The sequence below is a fragment of the Stenotrophomonas sp. HMSC10F07 genome, from assembly GCF_001807895.1.
GTDB lineage: Bacteria > Pseudomonadota > Gammaproteobacteria > Xanthomonadales > Xanthomonadaceae > Stenotrophomonas > Stenotrophomonas sepilia.
Window position 1 is genome coordinate 1 of sequence record NZ_KV791339.1, and the last position, 19,962, is coordinate 19,962.

Consider the following 19,962-nt stretch of genomic DNA (forward strand, 5'->3'; position numbering starts at 1 on the left):
TCCCGGCTGCGGCCGGTGACGATCCGATAGCCCTGTACCAGCACCCACAGGGTCATCAGGGTCAGCGCGATGCCGCCGACCCACGTCATCATGTTCTCCATCAAATGGAAGCCGAACTTGCCAATCCTGTCGCGCAGGTAGTCAAGAATCAGCTTGAAGAACACGAAGTCGCCGATCGACTGGATACGCACAGCGTGCTCCATCAGATCCTGGAACCCGCCCGAAAAATCAAAGTTGGCAATCGACCTGATCGTCATTCCTGCAATCCCTTGGTAATACCGCTTTTGCACCGGTGGCCGCCCCTTGCACTTGCTCTGGCCACCCCACCGCCTGCCTCAATCGATGGACAGTGCAGCCTTCAGCGCGACTGTCTTCACCAGATCGCTCGCAAGGGTCTTGGTGGGATCTCCCTTGAGCGCCGCCTGTGCCACAATCTTCTGGTTGGCTTCCATGACTTCAATGTAGGCATCGTAAGAACGCATGCGTCCTTCCCAGCTCTGCGCTGCCACTTCCAGGTTGTTGGCCATGCGGGTCGCTTCGCTGTCCGAACCCTGGACGTTGCCCTGATCATTGCTGAAGATGCGCAGATCGAATATTTCCTTCAGGCCCGACTCCATCTGGGGAATGGACTGCGCGAGGAACATGACCGAATCGTTGTACTTGCGATTCTGCATCATGCGGATGTTCACGCAGATCTGGGTCTGCTGCTCCTTCATGTCACCGGTCGGATTGAACACAAGACTCTTGAAAAGATCGCCGGGCGAGAAACTGCTCTTGCTGCCACAGGTTTCCGCCACCAGATAGTCCGCAGGCACGGGTACCAACGGCTGCCCCTCCGGCAGGCCGATCTTGCGCATCTGAGCCTGCACCTTCACCAGCGCCTGAGCGTACTGGTCCAGCGTCCTTTTCCAACGCTCTGCCTGCTCGGCATACTCGGCAGCGTCGGCCGCGTAACTGGTGATCGAGTTCTTGTACTCATAGATGGCCTGCATCAGGTTCGAGTAATCAAACACCGGCCAGCCTGCGTTCGCCGTCGTGGTTGCCAATGACATCACGGCGCCCAATCCCAGCGCGCTCAGTCTCGTGCTGCGCGGCATACGGGCCTTCTTACTGTTCTTGTGCGGACTGTTCATCATCGTCTCCATAGTCGGTCGTTCAAGAGCGTCGGGACACCCGACTCACGCCACAGCTTCCGTACTCGCCGTCTTGCCCGAGCCCTTTCGATTCTTGTAGAAATCTTCCAGCCACTGCTCCGGCGTCAGCTCATCCACGGTAATCCGGTTGCGTACCGCAGCTGTCTGCAATACCCGATGCATGATGTCGATGTTGTCAGTGGACGCCGAGATCACCGACAGAATGTCATCCATGCCGCGCAGGTTGAGCTGGCACACGCTGGACGCGTGACCCTGCTTGACCAGGAAGCAGCGCGAGCGCTCGTCCAGGGCGGTAACCACCCTGAACTCGGCCTCGGTCAGCTTCAGGCCGTCCATGTAATCGCTCTTGCTGGCATTCGGGTTCGGCAGCAGGATCAGCGTGGCGGTCTGTTCGATCAGCGCGGCGGAGATATCGCTCTTCAGCGCGTCCTCCGGGCTCTGCGTCGCGAAGATGCCCAGACCGTTCTGCTTACGGATGGTCTTCTGCTTGTTCTTCGCGAACTCCTTCAGGCCACCCTCGCCGTCCAGGATCTTCCAGAACTCGTCCATCACGTAGATCAGCGGACGACCATCGATCAGCGACTCCAGGCGGTGCAGCAGGTAATTGATGACCGGCACGCGCACTTCGGGGTTGTCGATGATGTCGGTGTAGTCGAAGCCGATGATGTTGGCCTTGCTCAGATCAACGGTGTCGACCGGATTGTCGAAGACCCAGCCCAGCGAATTGCCCGAGGTCCAGCGGCGCATGCGCGCGTACAGCCCATCGTCGCCCATGTTGGGCAGGCTCTTCTGGAAGTTGGTCATGCTGCGCAGGTGCATCGGCGTATCGAGCATGCTTTCCACTGCGCGGTAGATGTCCTCTTCCTCGCGCGCACTGTACTCACGCTTGCCGGCCAGCACCTTGATCAGGTCGGCCAGGAACTGGACGTTGGCTTCATTGTTCTCGCACTGGAACGGGTTGAAGCCGGTTGGCGCACCGTTCTCCAGGGCCAGATAGTTACCACCGCAGGCGCGCACGAAAATCTCCGCACCACGGTCCTTGTCGAAGAAGAAGATGGTCGGTGACGGCTCGTACTTCTGAACCTGGCTGAGCAGGAAGTTGATCAGCGCGGTCTTACCGGTACCGGACTTACCAATCACCATGGTATTGGCGATCGCCTTCTCGCCCAGCGAGTTCTCTGACGGATGGGTCGCGTGGAAATTGAAGTAGTACGGCTGGCCGTTGGTGGTCTGCAGCGTGGTGACGCAATCGCCCCACGGGTTGTTGTGCTGCTTGCCGGTCGCGAAGTTATGCAGCGGCGACAGGCCCAGGAAGTTCAGCGAGCTGACATTGGCCAGGCGGGTGCGGTAGCGCCAGTTGGCCGGCAGCTGGGAGTAGAAAGATGAGGTAACCGCCAGATCTTCCTTGGTCGACACAAAACCGGCATTGGACAGCTCGGCGCGCGTCGTGGCCACGTTCTGCGACAGCTTGGCCTGGCTGTCGCCGTAGACTGCCATGATGAAGTGATACTCGCCGAGCACGAAATTACCCGACGAGAGCTGATCCATCGCCTGGTCCAGCTCGACGATCTGGCTGACTGCCTTGTCGCCGGAGGAGATCATCATGCCCTTGGTGCGGTCGAGCACCTTGAGCGCGTCCTGACGCCCCATCGGGCTGAACGAATGGGTGATGACGTACTCGTAGTCCAGGTACTTCAGGCCGTTGAGAATGCCCGGGTAAGTTCCCTCGGCATACTCCTTGATGTTCAGGATGGCGCCGAAGTGGTTGGCACCATTGGGGGTATTGATGACGAAGTCACCGGTCTTGGACGAGAACATGTGCCGGCTGACCGGCAGGTAGTCCTTGACTGGTGCCGACAGCACCGGGACCGGCTCGTCGATGCGATTGATCAGGTAACCGAACAGCTCCAGCGTTTCCGAGAACACCACGCCATTCTTGGCCTCGTACATGCCCAGGCGGTATGGCGCGTAGTCGCGGATCACGGCCTCGACGTTGCCGGCCAGTTCCATCAGCTTTTCGACTGCCTGCTCCTGCTCCGCGCGCAGCTTGTCCACGTTCGCCGACTTCTCGACGAAGCGCTTACCCGCCACCACGGGGCGATAGATCATGGTCAGGTACAGTTCGTTCTGCATGATGCGCTGCGAGGACAGCATGCCCATGTACTGGTCGGACACGTCCTGGTTGAAGCGCTGCTTGTAGTTGCTCTTGCCCTTCAGCGTGCGGCGACGACGGATGTCATGCACCCAGAACGCCACGTTCACGAAGTCGGGAGCACGCAGCGTCTGCAGCAGGCGGTTGAACGTGTTATGGCGATGCTCCAGCTCCCACTCCTCACGGCCGACGAACGGCAGCCCTTCCAGATGCCAGGTCAGCAGGTAGTCGCCGCCCGTGGTCTTGACCACGTTCGGGGCGACGTGCGACGACAATGGAATGAACTCGCTGATGGAGGTGTCTGGGCTGAACATACGACTGCTTCCAAAGAGGTACTGCCAAGAAGTTTCAACAGACCCGACGGGCGCTTGCGCCCGCCGGGCCGGATCCGGACCTCAATCCATTCGGGCCGGCTTGTCGCGGTAATGGTTGGGGTTGAACACCCACATGCCATCGTGTTCCTGCACGTTGCGGACTTTCAGCTTGAACATCAGGCGCAGGCCCAACAGGCGGAAGATCATTTCGTCACGCTTGGCCATCTGCCGCATGATGAAGACCGCCACCGGGATGGTGAGCAGGAACCAGAAGTTCGTGTACATGCTGAGCAGCAGCAACCCACCTGCCACCATGAAGAATGGCAGGTAGGGCACGCCCAGGAACATGGCCGGGCGCGTGCAGCCGCGGAACACGACGTTCTTATGCACTGTAGTACTGGATCGCGTTGTTGATCAGGTAGTAGGTGGTGCCGGTGCCGCCGCCGCACTTGCCATCACTGCCTTCGCCCAGCAGCATGCGCGCGATCTGGCCGGCGGCACCGATCAGCACGCCACCGATCAGGATCGGCGCGACGTCAGCGATGCGCTTGTGTGCGAAGGCGATCTGGTAGCCGGCGAAGATCACCGCAATGGTCACCACGGCGATCGAAGCCATGTTCAGCAGGCCGTTGATGTTGGAGAAGAAGCCGCAGACCTTCTTGTCGGTACCGCCGAAGTCGGGACTGGTGGCGAACACCTGCGGGGCGAACAGTGCGCCAACGAAGATCGTGGCCATCAGCAGGGTCTTCAGCGTGCGCTGGGCCTGGACGAGGTCGAGATTGGATCGCTTCATGGATTGATTTCCTTGTTGATGGACTAACACAACTGAATCGGCCAGCCGGGGGACTGGCCGCACCACGACTTCGTCAGAACACGAAGGCCGCATCCCCTGCGGGAATCTGTTGCACCGGTGCGGCCTGCACCGGCGCGTTGAATGAATTGTCGCCACCGGCGACAGGCTGGTTGCGCTCGCTCCAGGGCCGCAGCATCACGGGCCCCTCATTGCTGGCACCGGCGGCGCCCGGCAACTGCTGCGGCATGGCCATGGCCTGCGCAGCACGCTGCTGAGGCAACTGCTGCGGCATACCACTGGACTGTTGCTGCGGATAGGCGCCCACCTGGGCCGGCTGCGCCTGCGGCTGCATCATCCGATCCACCGAACCCAGCACCACCTTGGAAAGCGCCTGGTCGGCGAGATTCAGCAAACTACCCCGCGCCATCGCCCCGGTGGACGGGTACACGACATAGGCGCGTGCGGGATCTTCCGACGGCACGTACACCGGGCCATTGGATTGAGCAACGATGCGCGCCTGCGCCGGAGAGGCCAGCTGCGGGTGATGCTCGACCTTCACGCTGCGGCGCTCGCCGCGGCTCACCACGTCGATCGGCGCAACACCATTGCTGGCAACCTGCTGGCCGCGGCGGATCGAGTCGTAGATCTTCTGCACGTAGCCGTGACGGAAGCCGGTCTCGAAGTTGCCCGAGTAGTAACAGCTGAACGACTTGCCCCAGTCACCACCGGAGCGTTTGTAGCACTCGGCGAGAATGCGCGAACCGGCCTGCAGGTTCGGGCACTGCTGGAAGGCCTTCTCGTAGGAATCCAGCCCGTATTTGCCCAGGTTGTAGCGATTGACCTGGGCCAGCCCGATCGAGAAGTTGTAGCCCTTCTCTTCCAGCATGCGCACCGTCGCCAGCGCTTCATCCAACGCCTTGGGCTGGCGCACCAATGCACCGCCGACCACGCCGATGGCGTAGGGATTGCGCGACGATTCGACGTTGATGACGTGCTGCATCACATCCATCGACACGGCCATCTCCGGGCACGCCATCATTTCCAGTCCTGGCAGCATCCCTCAGCCCTCCTGCCCCTGGGCACGCCCAGGATTGAAGTCGATGCCGGTGATGTAGCGCGAGCCGGCATGCGCCTTGATATGCACGACGATGTCGATGGTCATCATCAACAGCCGCTTGATCACGTTGAACTCCAGACCCGAACCTTCGGCTGACGCCTTCACCATCAGTGCCAGCTGGTCCCAGGTCTGCTCCGGGCTGCCGGCATGGCAGCTGGTGATCGAGCCCGGGTGGCCGGACGCGCAGTTGCGGATGAAGTAGAACGCCTCGTCACCGCGCAGCTCGGCCAGGATGATGCGTTCGGGCTTCATGCGCAGACAGGCTTCCATGCAGCTCTTGGCGCTGACATTGCTGGTGCTTTGTCCACCCTTGGAATACAACAGGTGCACGACGTTGGGCTGGGTCAGGAACAGTTCGCGCGCGTCCTCGATCGTGACCAGGCGCTCGTTGTCCGGGATATGGTTGACCAGCGCCTTCATGAAGGTGGTCTTGCCGCTGCCGGTCGCGCCGGATACCACGATGTTCTTGCGGTACATCACCGCACGCCGGAAGAATTCGGCGTATTCACGCGAATGACGCAGCTCCAGCAGCTCGCGATCCTGCTCACTGATGCTGCCATCGCTTTCCAGGATCTGATTGAAGAAGCCGTCTTCGTGATACTGACTGAGCGACTTGGTGTGCTTGGACGGCAGACGGATGGTGATCGACACCTTCCCCGCGTCACAGGCCGGCGGAATCACAAACTGCGCACGCTGGCCGGTGGGGAACGTGAGCGACACCACCGGATCGGCATCGGTGATGCGCTGGCCGGTGTTGCTCTCGTTCACCACTGCCGTGCAGAACTGCCGGGCCCGCTCGAACGTCAGGCTCGGCACGTCCACCCGCTGCCACCCCGCCCGGGTTTCCAGGTACAGCTCGCCGGGACGGTTGATGCAGATTTCCGTCACTTCCGGAGAGGTCATGTACTCGGCGATGCCCAGCACTTCGTACTGATAGCGCAGGAAATCGCTGGAGACGAGGGCGAGGGGTGACACTTCGGCGTCCATGATCGTTCGTTGGGTTACCGGCGGGGGTGCAGCACGTTGGTGAAGTCGACGTCCTTTGCAACGTAGACGTTCACGATTGTGCCCTGGTTGATGGTGACGGTCGGCGGACGACGGTTGCTGCTGAGAGCCTCATTGGCCAGGCGCTCCATCGTGCGTGCGGTAGCACTCTCATAGGGCGACTGCACCGTCATGCCATTGTTGGCGATGGTCGTGGTCTCCGGACCGTGCTCGGCGGCCGCATACTTGAAGGCATCGGAAATCAGGCTGATCATCAGCGCCGAAGCGATACGGCTACCCCAGTGCGCGCTGTACTGGCCCGGATGACCGGCGCCGCCCAGCTGATCCACGCCCGGGCTGGACATCGCAACGTCGATGCCATTGGGGGTGGTGATGCGATCCCAGATCACTTCCACGCGCTTGCCCATCGGACCGCCGCCATAGGCGCCATAGATCTTGGAGCCCTTCGGCAGAAGCAGGTTGCGACCGTTGATCGAGTACACCGGCTCGGTCAGCAGGCACGAGGTATAGCCGGCGAGGTCGGTGATGATGCGGGTTTCCAGCACGCAACGCAGGTAGGTGCCACGCACCAGCAGCGCGTCGGGGCTCTGGATGTAGGTGGCGCTGGAGACATCCTCGACGTCCGGGCCGCGGCGAACCTTTGCGGGGGCGGTGTTGCCGTTCTGCGCCTGCAGCGTGGCGAGCATGGCCTGTTCGTAGGATGAAGGAGCACCCCCAGCCTGACCCTGCCCTTCACCCATGCCACCCACGCCGCTGCCAGACCCGGCAATGCGGCGATCAAGCAGCGAGGGGCCACGCTCGATCTCGCGCTCCTGACGCGCGCCCATCATCGCTGGCGAAATAGCGTTGCTCTCCTGTGGCGGCGGCGGCGGCAACATCGGAATCGGATCAACCGGTTGCATGGCCTGGGAGGGCACCGGACTCGTCTGCACGGCGTCCGGCAGCGTCGGCGTAGACACGCGCGCAACGTCCGGCACCTTCTGCACAGCGTCCTTGTCATCCTGGCCCTTGCGGAACAGCAGGAAGCCCATGGCCACCAGCAGCAGCACGATGCCGCCCAGGAACAGCAGCGCCTTTCGGTTCAGCCGCTGCTCTTCGGCCGAGCGCAGCTGCGGCGCGGCCGCGTCCAGATCCGGCGCCGGCTCGGCCTGGGCCGTGCCGAAATAGGGATTCGACGGCGCGTCCGCGGCACCCTGTGCGCCGTACGGGCTCTGGCTCTCGTCGCGTCCGTTGTTCGGGTCGTTTCCGGGAGTGTTCTGCTGGCTCATTTCTTCACGTTCCTTCGCAGGCCGACGACGAAGTCGCCGTGGCGGATGACCAGGTACGGGTGCGTCCCGTGCACGATCAGCGTATTGCCTTCAACCGTGGTGTTGACCACAAAGTCTTCACCGTATTCCGTTTCACGACCAAACACGGCCGGGAAGATGCCGGTCTTGTATTCCGGCGAGTTCGGCAGTTTCAGGTAGGTGAAACGGCCATCGTCATAGGCGTTGACCGGGATCAGCCACCCCATCTTCTTCGCCTTGCTGGTCGAATATGAGTAGTTGAAGTTGTACTGCCGGTCCTTGGCCAGCTCCGAGCTCAACAACGGCTTGGCCTCTTCCTCGACCGCTTCCTGGGCGACGCCGAACACCGTGTCATTGGGATAGACGAAGGCGATCTTGTACTGCACGCCCGCGCGGCGGGCCTGCTCCAGCTGGCGCCAGTCGGTGGCCACCACCTTCAGTTCGAAGATGTAGGAATGGGTCTCGGTGCGCACCATCATGTTGGTGTCGACGTCGACGTTCTTCGGCTTGAGGTAGAACACGTTCTCGCGGCGGGTCAGTTCCCAGCCGCTGCTGAAGCCGGTGCTGTAGTCGAGGATCTTCTCGTTCGGGCTCAACTCGATCTGGGTGGTGAGCCCCAGGCCAGTGCGAACCGGATAGATGCGGTCCTTCTCGTACTCGTAGTGGTCAACCGCCTGCGCCATCGCCGCTGCTGAGAACAGCAACGACAACATCGACAGCAGCGCCAGCGCGCTTCCCCTGATATTTCGACTACTCATCGGTTGCTTGCTCCATCAGCAGTTCCGGTGGAATTGTTCTGCGCCGGCCTCATGGCCGGCTGTCCGGGCATGGCCTGCCCCGGCATTGCTTGCCCCTGCACCGGCTGACCCGGCATCGGTTGGCCCTGTACAGGCTGTCCCGGCATTGCCTGACCCGGTACCTGGCCGTTGGCTGGCACCGCGACCGGCTGGCCGGTGGCCGGGTCGATCATGGTGGCCGCGGCCGGATTGTTGGGATCGTAGACACCCTGCGCCTGCTGCGCGGCCTGCGCGGCCTGCTGCGCCTGTGCCTGCATGGCGCCGTCATCCGGCACCGGCACGCCACGCGAGTAGTCGTTGTCGACGCGGTACTCGGTGACCTGGAACGCCAGCGGATTGAGGATGCGATCCTGCTCGGACAACGCCAGGTTCTGGTTGTACTCGAAGCGCATCGTCACCAGCTGGTTGTCCAGGTAGGTAGAGACACCGGTGCGCTTGTCCAGCAGGCTGCGCTGGATGCGCACCGAAGCGCCGCGGAAGCTGCCGTTCGGCTCGGCCCCCAGTGGCGTGATGCTGAGGATCTTGACCCGGATGGCGCGCTCGCGACCGTACATCACGAACGGGTTCTGCGGATTGTTGCCGGCATAGCGGACGCGCATGGACTGCGCCACCGGATCGGTGGACATCACGAACACCAGTTCCCAGTCACGCAGCCCCATCACCGCCGAGTCGTACGATTCGCGCGCGAGCACGTACTGGGCGACGTTGCTGCGATTGATCGCTTCGTTGGTGGTGATCGTTTCGCCCTGGAAGGTGCCACTCAACCGCGCGACGGTCGCCGTACCGGTGTAGGCATCGGCCATCACCAGGAACGGCACCTTCTCCTTCAGCGGCAGCATGTAGTAGTAGCCACCCGCCAGTGCGAGCGACATCAACAACGAGCCCGTGGCGACCCACCACGCGCGCCGCTCGCTGCGGCGCGCCATGTCGGCCACGGTGATCTCGTAGCTGACCGCCTTGGCGACCGACTGCTCGACCTTGGGACTATTGCCGGGATCCTTCTTGCGGAACATGGATTCTTCCGTACTGCTGAAACATCAATGGGCGTGGCACCCCTGCGACAGGCGCGGGGAGCGGCACGTTCGATGATTTCGAGGTGGACTCAGGTGCCGCTGTTGGAATCAGCGCCCTGCGCCGACGCGGTCGGCGTCGAGCCAGCGCTCTGCACAACGATCTGGTTGCCAACGATGGAGACGGAGATGCCCTGCGCCGCATAGGCTGCGGTCAGATCGATCACGGCCTGCTGTGCGTTGGTGGTGTCGATGTTCGAGACCGCGCCATACAGAGTGAAATCCGAGCTGAGGCGGTAGTCCAGCGTGCGCCCGGAATCCTTGGCCCAACGCTCGAGCATGGCTTTGAGCGTGCCATCCATCGGCGAGGCCTGGTAGACGTAGCTGGAGTACAGCGGAATTTCGGTCGTCGTCGCAGCAAAGCGGTTGACCGGCTTCCAGCGGCCTCCGAAATCCGGAGCGGACTTGGTGGCGCAACCGGCCACCATCAGCGCCGCCACTGCGGCGATGGACATTTTCGCGATAAACGCCTGATTCATACGGGCTTCACTTTGACGTACGAAAAAGCAGTCCCGAGCATTGGTCCCCTGGTCGTCCGGCGCTGCATCGCGCACGCCGGAATCGGAGGGACACGCTGTGTGCAGCGCACCCACTCCGGCCCCCCTGCAGCCCAAAGGCTGCCAACCAGGTTGCGGGGCCATCGGCGCAGCCGACAACACATCCGCATACCTCACCAACGTCGAAACCATCCTTGTTTCCATGGCACAAACTCCTGGCCACCCTGCTGCTACATCTTCGACATCCAGCACACACTTCTGGACGACATGCACAGGGTCGCACAACCACGCGTCAATTCCATGTCAGACAAGTCTGAAAATCCATGAACAAATGCCAAATTCTTGACCGAAATCACGAATTCACATTCTTAACTTCGAATCAAATTCACAAATTAAGCGTCGTGAATTAGACGTTCAGCATCGGAACGTCCACCTTCGGCAGCAGCCTCGAAGTGAAGTAGCGGTCCTTGTAGTAGCGGATCTTGTCGCACTTCACCGGATGCGGTATGCCCTCATACAGGAACACCTCCATGTCCGGCCCCATCGCCTTCAGCTCCTGCGGCAGCATCAGCGCGCGCCGTTCCTCGGTGAAGTTGTGGGTCTTTTCGCGGGCATGGGTGACGTTCTTCTTGCGCACCGTGGTGTAGCCCAGCATGTCCGAATAGTCATTGGCATCCTGTTGCTCACGCGGCGCGTACAGGATCTGCAGGGCATGGTTGGTGATGATGGTGCGTGACACTTCCCGGCCATAGGTGGCGTCGAGCTGGGACATGCTCTGGATGATCGGCAGCAGGCGGATGTTGTAGCCAGCCATGTACGACACCGCCGAGGCGATGATCTCCACTTTGCCGATCGAGGTGAATTCGTCCATCAGCAGCAGGCACTGGTACTTCAGGTCCGGGTTGGACTTGGGCAGTTCCTTGGTGTTGAGGTTGATCAGCTGGCTGAAGAACAGGTTGATGATCAACCGGCTCTCGGCCAGCTTGTTCGGCTGGATGCCGATATAGATGGTCATCTTCTTCTTGCGGACATCGGTCAGCAGGAAGTCGTTGCAGCTGGTGGCCTTGTCCAGCACCGGATTGATCCAGGGATTGAGCGGTTCCTTGAAGGTGCCCAGGATCGAGGCGAAGGTCTCGTCAGCCTGGGACAACATGTTGGCGAATGCCGAACGCGCATTGGCGCTGAGGAACGGCCGCTCCGACAGGGTCTTGAGGTACTTCTTCAGGTCGGTGCCGTCGCCGGAGGACAGACGGTACACCGCACCGAGCGTGGGGGTGCCGGCGCCGCCCGGGAAACCGCTGCTGCGCTCGTCGTCCCAGTTCTCGAACAGGTACAGGGTGAAGGCCATGAACGCGTTGCGCGCCTGGCTGACCCAGAATTTCTGGTCCTCGGCCCCGTCCGGATACAGCATCGCGGCGATGCTCATCAGGTCCGAGACGCGGAAGGCCGGATCATCGGAGACGTAGCTGAGCGGGTTCCAGCGGTGCGTGCGCCGGTCCTCGGCGAAGGGATTGAACAGGTAGATTTCCTGGCCCTGGCTGGCGCGCCAGCCACTGGTCAGGTCGAAGTTCTCCTGCTTGATGTCCAGCACCACCAGCGATTCGCCGTACTCCAGCAGGTTCGGGATGACCACGCCCACGCCCTTGCCCGAGCGGGTCGGCGCGGCCAGGATCACGAACTGCTGGCCATCCAGGCGCACCAGCTTGCCGCCATGGCTGCCGACCACGATGCTCTGGCCGGTCTTCTTGAACATGCCGTGCTTGGCCAGGTCGGCGCCGGTGGCGAAGCGCGCGTCGCCGTGCAGCGAGCGCTTGTCCTTCTTCAGCAGCAGCACCAGGCCGGCCACCAGCAGCACCAGCAGGGGCAGGCCGAAGCCCACGTAGCCAGCCCATTTGATCTTGCCCACGAAGGGCGCGACCTGCGGTTGGCCGATGGCGTGGACGTACTGGTAGTAGGTGTTCCAGGTGAACAGCTGGGTGTCCAGCCCCAGGAACAGCAGGGTCAGATAGCCGGAAAACACGAAACCGAGCAGCAGGGTCGCCAGCGTGATGATGGCGATGAGCAGATACTTCTTACTGGGCAACACCCGAATCCTCCATGATGCGCACGCGGCGCGACGGCCTAGCGGTGGCGCCAGCGCGACGCCTTCTTCCGCAGGTGGTTCTCGTTTTCCAGCCCGGGCTCCTCGCCCTCTTCACGCACCAGTTGCAGCAAGCGTTGGCGCGCTTCGGCCAGTGATATCAGGTCGGTCAGACGATCCCCATCGTCGGCGACGACCGCATGGCCGACCACATCGCCGGGAGCGTACACCGGCTCGTAGGACACCGCTACCAGCTGATAGCGGCCACGGGTTTCCAGCACATGCCTGAATTCCTGCATCTCACTCCTCCTTGTCGGGGCAACACTGCGTCCCCTGCCTCGCCATCATGCCCGTGGCAGCGTCATGGGCGCATCCACAACCGCTGCGGCTTTTGCGCGAAACTGTGCGCGGATATCCAAGGAGACTGCAATGGACTGGGTAGCACTTGCCCGTACGCTGGCCACCGAGGCCCACGCGGGGCAGATCGACAAGGCCGGCCAGCCTTATATCGGCCATGTGGCGCGGGTGGCGGCCGCCGTGCGCGGCGACGATGACGCCGAAGTGATGGCCTGGCTGCATGACGTGGCCGAGGACTGCCCGGCGTTTGCCGCGCGGATCGAGGTATTTCCGGCGCCGCTGCGCGAGGCGGTGCAACTGCTCAACCGCGATGCAGCTCCTGACGCGGACAGCTACTACGCGCGCATTGCCGCCCACCCGCTTGCATTGAAAGTGAAGCGCGCCGATCTGGATGACAACGCCGATCCACAGCGGCTGGCGATGCTGGACGGGACCACGGCAGGGCGCCTTCGCGACAAGTACGCTCATGCCCGGGCGGCGCTGGGCATCTGAGCCGGCCGCGAGGCGGCGCGGAGGGCCGGCGTGTCACCGATCAAACGCTGATTTACCCTGAGTGCTGCTGCTCCTGTTGCAGTGCAGCAGTACAATGGACGGCTCCCCCGCCCCATCGCGCCCCCGCATGAGCCCCAACTCTTCCCTGGCTGCGCGGCTGACGCCCCGCCAGCGCACCCTGATCATCCTCGCCCTGTCGCTGGGTGGATTTGCCATCGGCACCAGCGAATTCGCCAGCATGGGGCTGATGCTGGAGATCAGCCGCGGCCTGTCGATTTCCGAAACCCAGGTCGGGCACCTGATCAGCGCCTACGCCATCGGCGTGGTGGTCGGTGCCCCGATCCTCGCCTTCGTGGGTGCCAGCTTCCCGCGCCGCAAGCTGCTGTTGGCGCTGATGGGCTTCTACGCGATCGGCAACCTGGCCAGCGCGCTGGCACCGAATTACGGCACGATGCTGGTGGCACGCTTCGTCGCCGGCCTGCCGCATGGCGCCTACTTCGGCGTGGCGATGCTGGTGGCCGCTGCGATCAGTCCTGCCGGCCAGCGCGGCCAGGCGATGTCGCGGGTGCTGCTGGGCCTGTCGATCGCGATCCTGGTCGGCAACCCGTTGACCACCTGGCTGGGCCAGCAGCTGAGCTGGCGCACCGCCTTCGCCCTGGTCAGCGTGCTGGCCATTGCCACGGTGGCGATGATCGCGCGCTTCCTGCTGCCGGACCCGGACGAAGTGCGTACCTCGCCGATGCGTGAACTGCGCGCCTTCAACACCTCCCAGGTCTGGCTGGCGCTGGCGATCGGTGCGGTCGGCTTCGCCGGCATGTTCTGCGTGTTCACCTACCTCGCACCCACCCTCGTGCAGGTCACCGGCGTGGCCGAATCGTGGATGCCGCTGGCAGTAGGCGTGTTCGGCATCGGCGCGATCATCGGCAACATCGCCGGTGGCTGGCTGGTGGACAAGTTCCATTTCAAGGCCGCCGCCGTGGTGCTGCTGTGGTCGATCGTGATGCTGCTGCTGTATCCGCTGGCCGCACAGTCGGTGTGGACCATCGGCCCGATGATCATCACGGTCGGCACCATGGGTGCGCTGGCGGCGGTGCTGCAGACGCGCCTGATGGACGTGGCCGGCGAAGCGCAGACGCTGGCGGCGGCCTCCAATCACGCCGCCTTCAATACCGCCAACGCACTCGGCCCGTGGCTGGGCGGCATGGCGATCAGCGCCGGCTTCAGCCCGGCCAGTACCGGCTATGTCGGCGCAGCCACCGCGATCGGCGGCCTGCTGCTGTGGTGCGTGGCGGTGATGCTGGACAAGAAGCGCAACCCGCCCGTCGCCGTCACCCACTGAAGAACGGGCGTCCAACCACCGCATCCACAGGTCAACCGTTCGACTGAGCCGGCTTCGTCGCGCTCCTGACGCGCGATGAACACATTTCGTGGATGTGCATTTGGGCACAGTGCAGCCGACGCCGTTTTCTCGGCCTGCACCGGACCCGCAATGCACCACCCTCGCGCCCCTGCCCGCCACGATGCCATCGCCTTGCAGGCCGGCATGCTGGGCAGCGTGCTGGGGGTGGCGTTGTCCAAGGCCATCGCCTTGTCCGCGTTGGCAGCCGATTCGATGATGGGGATCGGGCTGTGGGTGGTGGCCTGCGCACTGCTGGCTGCCTGGGCGCTCGCAGCCTATCTGGCCTGCCTGGCGCTGAGCCGTCGTGTGTTCGTGCTGATGGTGGCGCTGTGCATGGTGCTGATGATCTGCATCGCCTGACCCAGCAGGGGCCGGACTATCGCGCATTTGTTACAGAATAACAAGTGCAATGGGTCCGATTGTGCATGCCCGGCGTCACGGATTTGAATTCCATGGCCATCCTGGCATTACCCGAGGCCACCCCATGAACCTGCAGCCTTCATTCCGCGCCACCCTCACTGCCATCGCTCTGGCGTCGCTCAGCGCCTGCGCCACCTACGACGACAGCGCCATGCATCCGACCTGCCAGGAGTCACCCCATCTGAAGGATCTGCCACGCGAGGTCGCTGCCCGCGAGAGCCGTTGCAACAAGGGTGTGGAAGTGTGGTCGAGCGAGCGAGGCGGCAGTGACAAGCCGCTGGACCTGAGCGGAAAGAAAAAGGATCTCTGAAATGGAGCGCTGCCGGTTGCCGCGGCTGTCTTGATCATGTCCATGCACCTGGCTGACTGGCCCATCACAACCGGCGCGCGACGATGAGGTCTCCCCACCCTGTCGAGATTCAGATGCCGGACACTGCCCACCCTGTCATTCGCGCGTTCGAGGCCGTGTTCGATCTGTCAGGGGGCGTGCAGCGCATCACCGCGCTCACGGTCACCTGCCGGCATTGCACATCGACCAGTTCGGCCAGTGAGGACAATCTGGTGCACTTGCCAGGTGGAGCATTGTTCCGCTGCGACGGGTGCGGCTGCCATCAACCGGTCAGCCATGCCCGGCTGTCGGACTGGCAACCGGCGTCGTTGCTGGGTATCTGAGGACCGCGACGTGGTAATGACTGTGGAACAGCGGAAAATACTCCAGGCCATCGCCGCTGCAGAACCGGTGCGCGGTGATGCCGCAACGTGGGCGGTGACCGCCGGATGGGCGGTACAGACAGAGGACGGGGATATCGATCTCACCGAGGCTGGCCGGGATGCGCTCACCGCGCAGGCAGGTCATGAGGGCTAGACCCGCCGCTCAGGCCAGCTTCGCCTCCCTTCGCGCTGCGCCGCGATAGCGGCAACCTGCGGAACAAAGGGTGCATCCCTGCCACGTCGATGGCGAAGTGGCGAGGCCTTTTATGTCGGCGGTGTGCAGAGCGTCATGACATGCGCTCGGCTATGCTGCGCCACCTTCCTGCGCCAATGGCGGCCATGCATCCTTTTCCCCTGCCAGTCTCTGCACCTGATCAGCTCGCTTACCGACTGCTGCAGGACAGTGACTGGGCCCGCTCGGCCACTGCCGCAAGCGCACCCGCCGAACTTCGCACGTTGCTGGCGATGATCCTGGATTCGCCAGAACCCCTGTGGCTTGCCTGGGGCAAGGAAGACAAGGCGTTCTTCTTCAATGATGCGTACCTGCCCATGCTGGGGGAAAAACTGCACGGCGCGATGGGCAATCGCCTGGAGGATGTCTGGGCGGACGTATGGCCGAACGTGGTGCAGGCCGTCAACGATGCCTTCGCCGGCACCAGCCGCAGTTTCAAGAACCTCCCACTGATGATGGATCGCGACGGCACGCTGCGTGAAACATTCTGGACGTTCTCCTATTCGCCGCTGCGCGTCGGCTGCGGCAGTGTGGCCGGCATCCTGTGCGTGGTCAGCGAACAGACCGAACGGGTGATCGAGCGCGACCTGCACAGCCGCCAGGTCGCGGCGATCACCGAGCAGGCGCGGGAGGCCCATCTGGAACTGGTGCGCGCCCGCGAGCAGCTGCGCCAGTCGCAGAAGCTGGAGGCGATCGGCCAGCTCACCGGCGGGGTGGCCCACGACTTCAACAACCTGCTGCAGGTCATCACCGGTTCGGTAGACATGCTCCTGCACACGTGGCCGGCAGACGACACCCGGCGCCGCTACATCCAGGCCATTGCAACAGCGTCGGACCGCGCCACCAAGCTGACCGCGCAACTGCTTGCATTCTCGCGTCGCCAGAGCCTGTCGCCGGAGGTCTTCGACCTCTGCGAAAGCGTGAACGCGCTCTCGGATATCATCACCACGGTACTTGGCGCGCGCATCCAGGTGTCGTTGACATTGCCCGATACACCGATGCCGGTACTGCTGGACCGGACCCAGCTGGACACTGCATTGATCAACATCGCGGTCAATGCCCGCGACGCGATCGAGGGACACGGCCGGGTGACCATCGAAGTGGAACGGGTAACCGCCGTGCCTTCGGTGCGCTTCGCCGCGCCGATGAAGGGCGACTTTGCCGCGATCAGTGTGACCGACACCGGAGCGGGCATCGACCCTGCGGTGGTTGACCGCATTTTCGAGCCCTTCTTCACCACCAAGAGCGTGGGCGCTGGGACCGGGCTCGGTCTCAGCCAGGTATTCGGCTTCGTCAAGCAGTCAGAAGGCGAGGTGGACGTGCAGAGCCAGGCCGGCGCCGGTACCCGCTTTACGCTGTATCTGCCACTGGCGCAGGCAGGAGAAACGGCGGAACGGCCGGCGGCGCAATCGGGGCTGCAGCATGGTCATGGCGTCTGCGTGCTGGTGGTGGAAGACAACGTCGACGTGGCCGAATTTGCGGTGGGCGCCCTGCGCGAACTCGACTACAGCGTGGTCCTTGCACGCAATGCGGACGAGGCCCTGGCCGAGCTGGAACGGGATGCCGCGCGCTTCCATGTGGTGTTCAGCGACGTCGTGATGCCGGGCATGAACGGCCTGGATCTGGCCCGTGCCATCCGCGCCCGCTTCCCGGAGCTTCCGGTGATCCTCACCAGCGGCTACAGCGAATTGCTGGCGCGGGATCCTGGCCATGGCTTCACCCTGCTGCGCAAGCCGTACTCATTGAAGCAGCTGGCCTCGGTGATGACCGAGACCGGGCACCGCGCCCAAGCCATGGTGGCATCCCCCTAGCGCGCCGTTCACCACGGCAAACCGAACCAGCGTTCCAGCGAAGACGCCAGCCCCGACGTGTCGCCGCCAGCATCGCAGGCCCAGGCCGCAATACCGTCAGGGCGGACCAGCAACGCACCCAGTCCCATCGCATCGCGCGCCGTGGATATCACGCAGGGAACCGAGCGTTGCCAGCGCGCAAAGATCGGGCCGAGTGAAACGCCGGTATCGAGCCCCAGCAGCACGCCCTTCCCTGCGCGCAGCAGCTCCCCCATGCGATCGCCATTGGCCAGCTGGACGTCAGGCACGCTTTGGCCAACCCACGGATGCTCGCCGTTGAACACCGGTGGTTGTGCCACGCCCCACAAACGCTCAGCGAGATAGGTGGCGCCGTCGCGGGTCGCGGCCAGGTCGGCGAAGACCGCCGCCAGCGCGCGCTGCCCTGGGCCTGGTCGCATCAGCGCCACCTGCGCACGCGACCAGTCGAGTACCCGCGCGCCGATCGGATGGCGCTCAGCCTGATAGCTGTCCAGCAGCGTCTCGGCGGCGTCGCCTCGCGCCACGGCGGCCAGCTTCCACCCCAGGTTCATCGCATCGCCGATGCCGAGATTCAGGCCCTGGCCTCCCAGCGGCGAATGCATGTGCGCCGCATCACCAGCCAACAGCACGCGGCCGCTGCGATAGGCCGTGGCCTGGCGCGCGGCATCGGTCCATGTGGTGGCCAGATGCAACGCGGTGATCGTTGCCTGGCGCCCGGACACCCGCCGCAGCAACGCCTGGGCGGCGTGCAGGTCCAGTGGCCCGCGGTGGCCTGCGCCACCGTCGAAATCGGCCAGCGCCAGCACGCCCGGCGGGTTGAAATTGCACATGCCGTATTCGGTGAACTGACGCCCCGGGGTGAGCACCGACGGATCGGCCAGTTCAACCTGCAGCGTGTACCCGGTGAACTCGGGCGCCGTCCCTGCGAACTCGAAGCCGGAGTGCTTGCGTACCGTGCTGCGGGCGCCATCGCAACCGACCAGCCATCGGCCCCGCATCAGCCCGCGACCGGTCTGCACCTGCATCTGTGCGTCGTGTGCCTGCACTGCCTGCACCGAACAGCCACGCTCGATCTGCACACCCAGCGACACTGCGCGCTCGGCCAGCACCGTCTCCAGCGACTGCAGCTCCACCGCCATCTGGGTGGGTACCGGGGTCGGCAGGCGATCACGCCAGCGCCCGCTGTCCACGTCATCCAGCGCGAACGGAATGCCGGCGAAGTGGCCTCCCAGCGGCCGCGGTTGTGCCAGCCAATGGGCGGTGCCGGGCGGCGGTGCGCCCTTGTCCGGCTTCAGCACCTGGCGGGCTGCGACCGCGTCCAGCAGGCCGCGCCGATCCAGCGCTTCCAACGTGGGCGCGTTCAAGCCGCGCAGGCCAAAGGGCAGGCGCTTCAGGGCTGAATCGGGCGACTCAGCCTGCTCCAGCAGCAGGACCGAACAGCCGGCCTGGGCCAGCTCGCAGGACAGGAACAAGCCGACCGGGCCGGCCCCGGCAATGACAACGTCGTGCAGCATCAGGTTCCCCGGCCTGCGCCGGCCCGGCGCTCTGGTGCGCACAATGTTACACTCGGTGTACGTTTACACAAGCCAACCGCCATGACCCCGCCCCAAGGCCGTCGCGAGCAACGCAAGGCACAGACCCGACAGGCAATTTCCGATGTCGCCACCGCGCTGATCATCCGGCGTGGCTTCGAGGCGGTGTCGATGTCCGAGATCGCCGAGGCCGCCGGAGTCTCGCGCAAGACGGTCTTCAACTATTTCGCCAGCAAGGAGGACCTGGTATTCGACCGCGACGAGGAGGCGCGGGCGTTGCTGCGCGAGGGCATGGCGGCGCGCCGCGGCATGACGCCGCTGGCCGCTTTCCAGTCGCTGGTGAGGGAGCTGCTCGACAGCGGCCATCCCCTGTTGCGGATCAACTCCGGTGCAGCGGCCTTCTGGGCCACCGTGGCCGACAGTCCGGTGCTGGTGGCGCACGCGCGACGGCTGCAGGCACTGCTGGCCGACGACCTCACGCTGTTGATGGCAAGCGCGGTCGGGCGGCCAGCGGATGATGCCGAGGCACGCCTGGGTGCGGCGATGCTGCTGGCGTCGATGGTGGCGGCCTATCAGGGAGGCCTGGCCAGCCAGCAGGAGGGTGAGGATCCGCGCCAGGCGATGCTGCAGCTGATCGTGCGCGGCGGGACCGGCGTGCTGGTGGCCCTGGCCGGCACCCCGTATACCGGCCCGGGCCCGCGTCCATAGTGCATCCGGGGGATAGG

At 63.8% G+C, this 19,962-nt stretch carries 20 protein-coding genes and 2 pseudogenes; 8 read left to right on the plus strand and 14 right to left on the minus strand.

The genetic code is table 11. The features are described from left to right. The 13 genes and pseudogenes from HMPREF3114_RS03100 to HMPREF3114_RS03160 form a co-directional block, all read right to left on the minus strand. Window positions 1-257: pseudogene (locus HMPREF3114_RS03100) on the minus strand (type VI secretion protein); the annotation flags it as partial. Window positions 258-335: 78 nt separating this feature from the next. After that, window positions 336-1,133 (minus strand): hypothetical protein, encoded by a 798-nt coding sequence (locus HMPREF3114_RS03105; RefSeq protein WP_229766053.1) that lies wholly within the window; start codon window positions 1,131-1,133, stop codon window positions 336-338. A 45-nt stretch (window positions 1,134-1,178) separates the two neighbouring features. After that, a complete protein-coding gene (locus HMPREF3114_RS03110; protein ID WP_070488983.1) occupies window positions 1,179-3,620 on the minus strand; it encodes a VirB4 family type IV secretion/conjugal transfer ATPase in 2,442 nt (813 codons plus the stop codon). Between the two features lie 81 nt (window positions 3,621-3,701). Next, the gene (locus HMPREF3114_RS03115; protein ID WP_019660289.1) at window positions 3,702-4,010 is read right to left on the minus strand and encodes a VirB3 family type IV secretion system protein; all 309 of its coding nucleotides are present in this window, start codon (window positions 4,008-4,010) and stop codon (window positions 3,702-3,704) included. Next, window positions 4,003-4,413 (minus strand): TrbC/VirB2 family protein, encoded by a 411-nt coding sequence (locus tag HMPREF3114_RS03120; protein WP_069139858.1) that lies wholly within the window; start codon window positions 4,411-4,413, stop codon window positions 4,003-4,005. The genes HMPREF3114_RS03115 and HMPREF3114_RS03120 overlap by 8 nt, the downstream gene beginning before the upstream one ends. Before the next feature lie 580 nt (window positions 4,414-4,993). Continuing rightward, window positions 4,994-5,458 (minus strand): annotated as a pseudogene (locus HMPREF3114_RS21570) (lytic transglycosylase domain-containing protein); the annotation flags it as partial. Between the two features lie 15 nt (window positions 5,459-5,473). Then, window positions 5,474-6,517: a P-type DNA transfer ATPase VirB11 gene (virB11, locus tag HMPREF3114_RS03130; protein ID WP_049471359.1), complete on the minus strand. Its 1,044-nt coding sequence runs from the start codon at window positions 6,515-6,517 to the stop codon at window positions 5,474-5,476. 14 nt (window positions 6,518-6,531) lie between these two features. Then, window positions 6,532-7,803 carry a TrbI/VirB10 family protein gene (locus tag HMPREF3114_RS03135; protein ID WP_070488988.1) on the minus strand — a complete coding sequence of 424 codons (1,272 nt, stop codon included), beginning with the start codon at window positions 7,801-7,803 and terminating at the stop codon, window positions 6,532-6,534. Further along, window positions 7,800-8,579, minus strand: coding sequence for a TrbG/VirB9 family P-type conjugative transfer protein (locus HMPREF3114_RS03140; RefSeq protein ID WP_014037652.1), 780 nt, complete (start codon window positions 8,577-8,579; stop codon window positions 7,800-7,802). Before HMPREF3114_RS03140 ends, HMPREF3114_RS03135 begins: the two co-directional genes overlap by 4 nt. Further along, window positions 8,576-9,631, minus strand: a complete 1,056-nt coding sequence (locus tag HMPREF3114_RS03145) for a VirB8 family type IV secretion system protein (RefSeq protein WP_019660295.1) — start codon at window positions 9,629-9,631, stop codon at window positions 8,576-8,578. The genes HMPREF3114_RS03140 and HMPREF3114_RS03145 overlap by 4 nt, the downstream gene beginning before the upstream one ends. Before the next feature lie 89 nt (window positions 9,632-9,720). Next, complete coding sequence (locus HMPREF3114_RS03150; protein WP_032954281.1) at window positions 9,721-10,167, minus strand: hypothetical protein; 447 nt, start codon at window positions 10,165-10,167, stop codon at window positions 9,721-9,723. 424 nt (window positions 10,168-10,591) lie between these two features. Beyond that, window positions 10,592-12,271: a type IV secretory system conjugative DNA transfer family protein gene (locus HMPREF3114_RS03155; protein ID WP_061480696.1), complete on the minus strand. Its 1,680-nt coding sequence runs from the start codon at window positions 12,269-12,271 to the stop codon at window positions 10,592-10,594. 35 nt (window positions 12,272-12,306) lie between these two features. Beyond that, window positions 12,307-12,564 carry a hypothetical protein gene (locus HMPREF3114_RS03160; protein ID WP_005417248.1) on the minus strand — a complete coding sequence of 86 codons (258 nt, stop codon included), beginning with the start codon at window positions 12,562-12,564 and terminating at the stop codon, window positions 12,307-12,309. 130 nt (window positions 12,565-12,694) lie between these two features. Here HMPREF3114_RS03160 and HMPREF3114_RS03165 point away from each other — a divergent pair, with 130 nt between their 5' ends. The 7 genes from HMPREF3114_RS03165 (at window position 12,695) to HMPREF3114_RS03185 (ending at window position 17,687) form a co-directional block, all read left to right on the plus strand. Continuing rightward, window positions 12,695-13,114 (plus strand): HD domain-containing protein, encoded by a 420-nt coding sequence (locus HMPREF3114_RS03165; RefSeq protein ID WP_070488990.1) that lies wholly within the window; start codon window positions 12,695-12,697, stop codon window positions 13,112-13,114. 127 nt (window positions 13,115-13,241) lie between these two features. Next, window positions 13,242-14,453 carry an MFS transporter gene (locus HMPREF3114_RS03170; protein WP_070488993.1) on the plus strand — a complete coding sequence of 404 codons (1,212 nt, stop codon included), beginning with the start codon at window positions 13,242-13,244 and terminating at the stop codon, window positions 14,451-14,453. A 150-nt stretch (window positions 14,454-14,603) separates the two neighbouring features. Continuing rightward, complete coding sequence (locus tag HMPREF3114_RS03175; protein WP_005417254.1) at window positions 14,604-14,873, plus strand: hypothetical protein; 270 nt, start codon at window positions 14,604-14,606, stop codon at window positions 14,871-14,873. A 124-nt stretch (window positions 14,874-14,997) separates the two neighbouring features. Next, on the plus strand, window positions 14,998-15,243 hold the full coding sequence (locus HMPREF3114_RS03180; RefSeq protein WP_005417256.1) for a hypothetical protein: 246 nt from the start codon (window positions 14,998-15,000) through the stop codon (window positions 15,241-15,243). A gap of 113 nt (window positions 15,244-15,356) precedes the next feature. Beyond that, complete coding sequence (locus tag HMPREF3114_RS20480) at window positions 15,357-15,605, plus strand: hypothetical protein (protein ID WP_005417258.1); 249 nt, start codon at window positions 15,357-15,359, stop codon at window positions 15,603-15,605. A 16-nt stretch (window positions 15,606-15,621) separates the two neighbouring features. Then, on the plus strand, window positions 15,622-15,798 hold the full coding sequence (locus HMPREF3114_RS21160; RefSeq protein ID WP_176746368.1) for a hypothetical protein: 177 nt from the start codon (window positions 15,622-15,624) through the stop codon (window positions 15,796-15,798). A gap of 185 nt (window positions 15,799-15,983) precedes the next feature. Then, on the plus strand, window positions 15,984-17,687 hold the full coding sequence (locus tag HMPREF3114_RS03185) for a hybrid sensor histidine kinase/response regulator (protein WP_053500198.1): 1,704 nt from the start codon (window positions 15,984-15,986) through the stop codon (window positions 17,685-17,687). Window positions 17,688-17,695: 8 nt separating this feature from the next. Here HMPREF3114_RS03185 and HMPREF3114_RS03190 read toward each other — a convergent pair whose 3' ends face one another. Further along, a complete protein-coding gene (locus HMPREF3114_RS03190; RefSeq protein WP_070488995.1) occupies window positions 17,696-19,219 on the minus strand; it encodes an FAD-dependent monooxygenase in 1,524 nt (507 codons plus the stop codon). Window positions 19,220-19,300: 81 nt separating this feature from the next. Here HMPREF3114_RS03190 and HMPREF3114_RS03195 point away from each other — a divergent pair, with 81 nt between their 5' ends. Next, window positions 19,301-19,945 (plus strand): TetR/AcrR family transcriptional regulator, encoded by a 645-nt coding sequence (locus HMPREF3114_RS03195; protein WP_070488998.1) that lies wholly within the window; start codon window positions 19,301-19,303, stop codon window positions 19,943-19,945. The last annotated feature ends 17 nt before the right edge of the window (window positions 19,946-19,962 follow it).